This is a genomic window from Streptococcus sp. 1559 (assembly GCF_013276735.1).
GTDB lineage: Bacteria > Bacillota > Bacilli > Lactobacillales > Streptococcaceae > Streptococcus > Streptococcus pseudopneumoniae.
This window is the reverse complement of the sequence record NZ_VMLO01000141.1, coordinates 1-3226: the sequence shown is the minus strand read 5'-3', so window position 1 is coordinate 3226 and position 3226 is coordinate 1. Positions and strand designations below refer to the sequence as shown.

The 3226-nt window shown below is 33.9% G+C and carries 2 protein-coding genes and 3 pseudogenes; 4 read left to right on the top strand and 1 reads right to left on the bottom strand.

The annotated features are described in order from the left end of the window. The 4 genes and pseudogenes from HT688_RS11490 to HT688_RS11475 form a co-directional block, all read left to right on the top strand. Positions 1 to 149, top strand: a pseudogene (locus HT688_RS11490) (transposase domain-containing protein); the annotation flags it as partial. A gap of 362 nt (positions 150 to 511) precedes the next feature. After that, positions 512 to 871 (top strand): SAG1252 family conjugative relaxosome accessory protein, encoded by a 360-nt coding sequence (locus HT688_RS11485; protein ID WP_050208497.1) that lies wholly within the window; start codon positions 512 to 514, stop codon positions 869 to 871. A 9-nt stretch (positions 872 to 880) separates the two neighbouring features. Continuing rightward, positions 881 to 1246 (top strand): plasmid mobilization relaxosome protein MobC, encoded by a 366-nt coding sequence (gene mobC, locus HT688_RS11480; protein WP_050208494.1) that lies wholly within the window; start codon positions 881 to 883, stop codon positions 1244 to 1246. Next, a pseudogene (locus HT688_RS11475) lies at positions 1233 to 3112 on the top strand (SAG1250 family conjugative relaxase). Before mobC ends, HT688_RS11475 begins: the two are co-directional and overlap by 14 nt. A gap of 46 nt (positions 3113 to 3158) precedes the next feature. Here HT688_RS11475 and HT688_RS11470 read toward each other — a convergent pair. Then, a pseudogene (locus HT688_RS11470) lies at positions 3159 to 3226 on the bottom strand (transcriptional regulator); the annotation flags it as partial.

The window sequence follows — 3226 nt, the reverse complement described above, 5'->3', positions numbered from 1 at the left end:
TGGAAACAGCTAAACGTCATCAACTAAATAGTGAAAAATATCTATCCTATCTTCTAGAATGTCTTCCAAACGAGGAAACTCTCGTAAACAAAGAGGTTTTAGAGGCTTATTTACCATGGAATAAAGTTGTACAAGAAAAGTGCAAATAAGAAATCTCCAGATTAGGAACTATCCGTGAGTTCTCTAGTCTGGAGATTTTTCAATATACTTCGTTATTGGGCGGTTACATAACTTCTCCAAGTTTCTTCCGATATACTTTTCTCAACTTGTAAAAATCTATGTTAGATTTTCTCTGGGGGGTGTGGGGGCGGAGCCACCAAGTTATCTTATCGTTGGCTGTCAGAACTGGAAGGTTTTGGTCGGTTGGCGATATGATTTTTGGGATATTGTGGACACAATATCTGAGCTCGCAAAGACCGAACAAGAAGCAAGTGAGGTCTTTAGGAAGCGTACTGACAATGTGAGGTAGACTTACACTGTCAGACAAGTAGAATGTTGAAGGGATATCAGAATGGGACAAGAAATTAAGTCAATCCGAAAGCAATTTAGAATCACGAGACAAGAAGAAAAACAGATAAAAGAAATGATGAGGGAACAAAAAGTGGATAGTTTCTCAGAATTTCTTCGTCAAAATTTATTGAAAAAGAATTATCAGGATAGAATTTTTGAAAGTTGGTTCTCCCTTTGGCAGTCTCAAAAGTTTGAACAGATTAGTCGAGATGTGTATGAAGTTCTGGTTGTCGCAAGAGAAAATCATCAAGTGACTCAAGAGAACGTCTCAATCTTATTGACTTGCGTTCAAGAATTGATTGCAGAAGTGAATCAAGTGCAGCCACTCAGTCGTGAGTTCCGTGAAAAATATATGGGTTAGGAGGATGTAATGGTTTATCGCTATCGTACCAATCTCAAAAAAGTATTTCTAACTGATCCAGAATTACACCAATTGAATGAACGGATTGCTAAGAGCAATTATCAAAATTTCTCAGTCTATGCCAGAAAAGTTTTGCTTAATCCCAATATGTCATTTGTCACGATTAACACTGATGCTTATGACCAGTTAGTTTTTGAATTGAGACGGATTGGAAATAACATCAATCAGATTGCGCGCGCTATCAATCATAGCCATCTGATTTCTCAGGAACAATTACAGGACTTGAGTAAGGGAGTGGGAGAGTTAATTAAGGAAGTGGATAGAGAATTTCAAGTGGAAGTGAAAAAATTGAAGGAGTTTTATGGTAGTCACTAAACACTTTGCGACACATGGTAAAAAATATCGTAGGTGTTTGATTAAGTATATCCTCAATCCAGATAAAACAGATGATTTGAAATTGGTATCTGATTTTGGCATGAGTAATTTCTTAGACTTTCCTAGCCATGCAGAAATGGTAGAAATGTACAATGTTAACTTTACTAATAACGACAAGTTGTACGAGTCCAGAAATGACCGACAAGAAAAACACTAACAAACTATTCATGCCCATCATCTCATCCAATCATTTTCTCCTGAAGATAATCTGACACCTGAAGAAATTAACCGCATTGGTTATGAGACCATGATGGAATTGACAGGAGGTCGTTTTAAGTTTATCGTAGCAACTCACACAGACAAAGATCATGTTCATAATCACATCCTAATCAACGCTATTGACCGCAATTCAGATAAAAAGTTGATATGGAACTATGCCTTGGAACGAAACCTCCGTATGATTTCAGACCGTATTTCTAAAATGGCTGGTGCAAAAATTATTGAGAAACGTTATTCCTATCGAGATTATAAAAAATATAAGGAATCTAGTCATAAATTTGAATTGAAACAACGTCTTTATTTTTTGCTTCAGCAATCTAAATCGTTTGATGATCTTTTAGAGAAAGCAAAGCAGTTGTATGTTCAGATTGATTTTAGTCAAAAGCATAGCCGTTTTTTTATGACAGATAGAATGATGATAAAACCAATTCGAGGACGCCAACTCATCAAACGAGATTTATATGATGAAGAATTTTTTAGAATACATTTTGCCAAACAAGAGATTGAAAGTCGTTTAGAATTTTTGTTGAACCGTGTCAATTCTTTAGAAGAGTTAATAACAAAAGCAAAAGAATTGAATCTAACCATTGATTTAAAACAAAAAATGTAACTTTTATCCTGGAAGAAGATAATCAAAAGATAAGTTTGGGTCATAAAAAAATAAGTGATAAGAAATTATATGATGTCAAATTTTTTCAAGATTATTTTAAAAATAAGGAAGTCGTTGCTTCAGAAGGATTAGAGAATTTACAGGAACAGTACCATGCTTTCCAAGAAGAACGAGATAAGGATAAAGTATCCACTGAAGAGATTGAGGAAGCCTTTGAGACATTTAAGGAAAAACGAGATGCCGTTCACGAATTTGAAGTGGAACTTGCAGAGCATCAAATAGAGAAGGTAGTTGATGAGGGCGTCTATATCAAGGTGGCTTTCGGTGTCAAACAGAGCGGTCTTATTTTCATTCCTAATTATCAGCTAGATATTATTGAAGAAGACAATCAGAAAAAATATAAAGTCTATATCCGAGAGACAACCTCATACTTTGTATATAACAAAGAACATTCGGATAAAAATCAGTATGTCAAAGGACGAACATTGATAAGATAGCTAACCAACGATAGTCGAGTAATACCATACAGAAGACCTACAGTTAAGAGTCTACAGGAAAAGATTACTGAGATTAACCTCTTCATTGAATTAACTGAAGCAGATAAGAAATACCAAGACATTAAAGACGAGTTAGTAAAAGAAATAGCAGAGATAGATATAAAACTAAATCAAATTAATGAAAAAATCGCCAACTTAAATAAGATGGCGGAAGTGCTTATCAATTTAAAGAGTGAGGATGTGAGCAGTCGAAAGCTTGCAAGATATGACTTTTCAAAATTAAATTTGCCAGAATCAACATCTCTAGAACAAATCAATTCGGAATTTTTGAGATTACAAAAAGAGTTAACTACCTTTCTTGAGGAATATGAGAATATTATAAAAAGATTGGAAATATTTGTGAAGGTACTAAATAGAAAAGAGTTAAAGTGGAGAAACGGTCATGATGGAGAACTTAATGAATATGAAATAATTGATTAAGTTCTTTATATTTAACGTTTCAGAAAAACTATAATGTCAAGATTAACTAAACAGTATCTAATTCTTTCAAATAATTTTCTATCTTCATCAACATTAAAGGATTGTTATAAATCT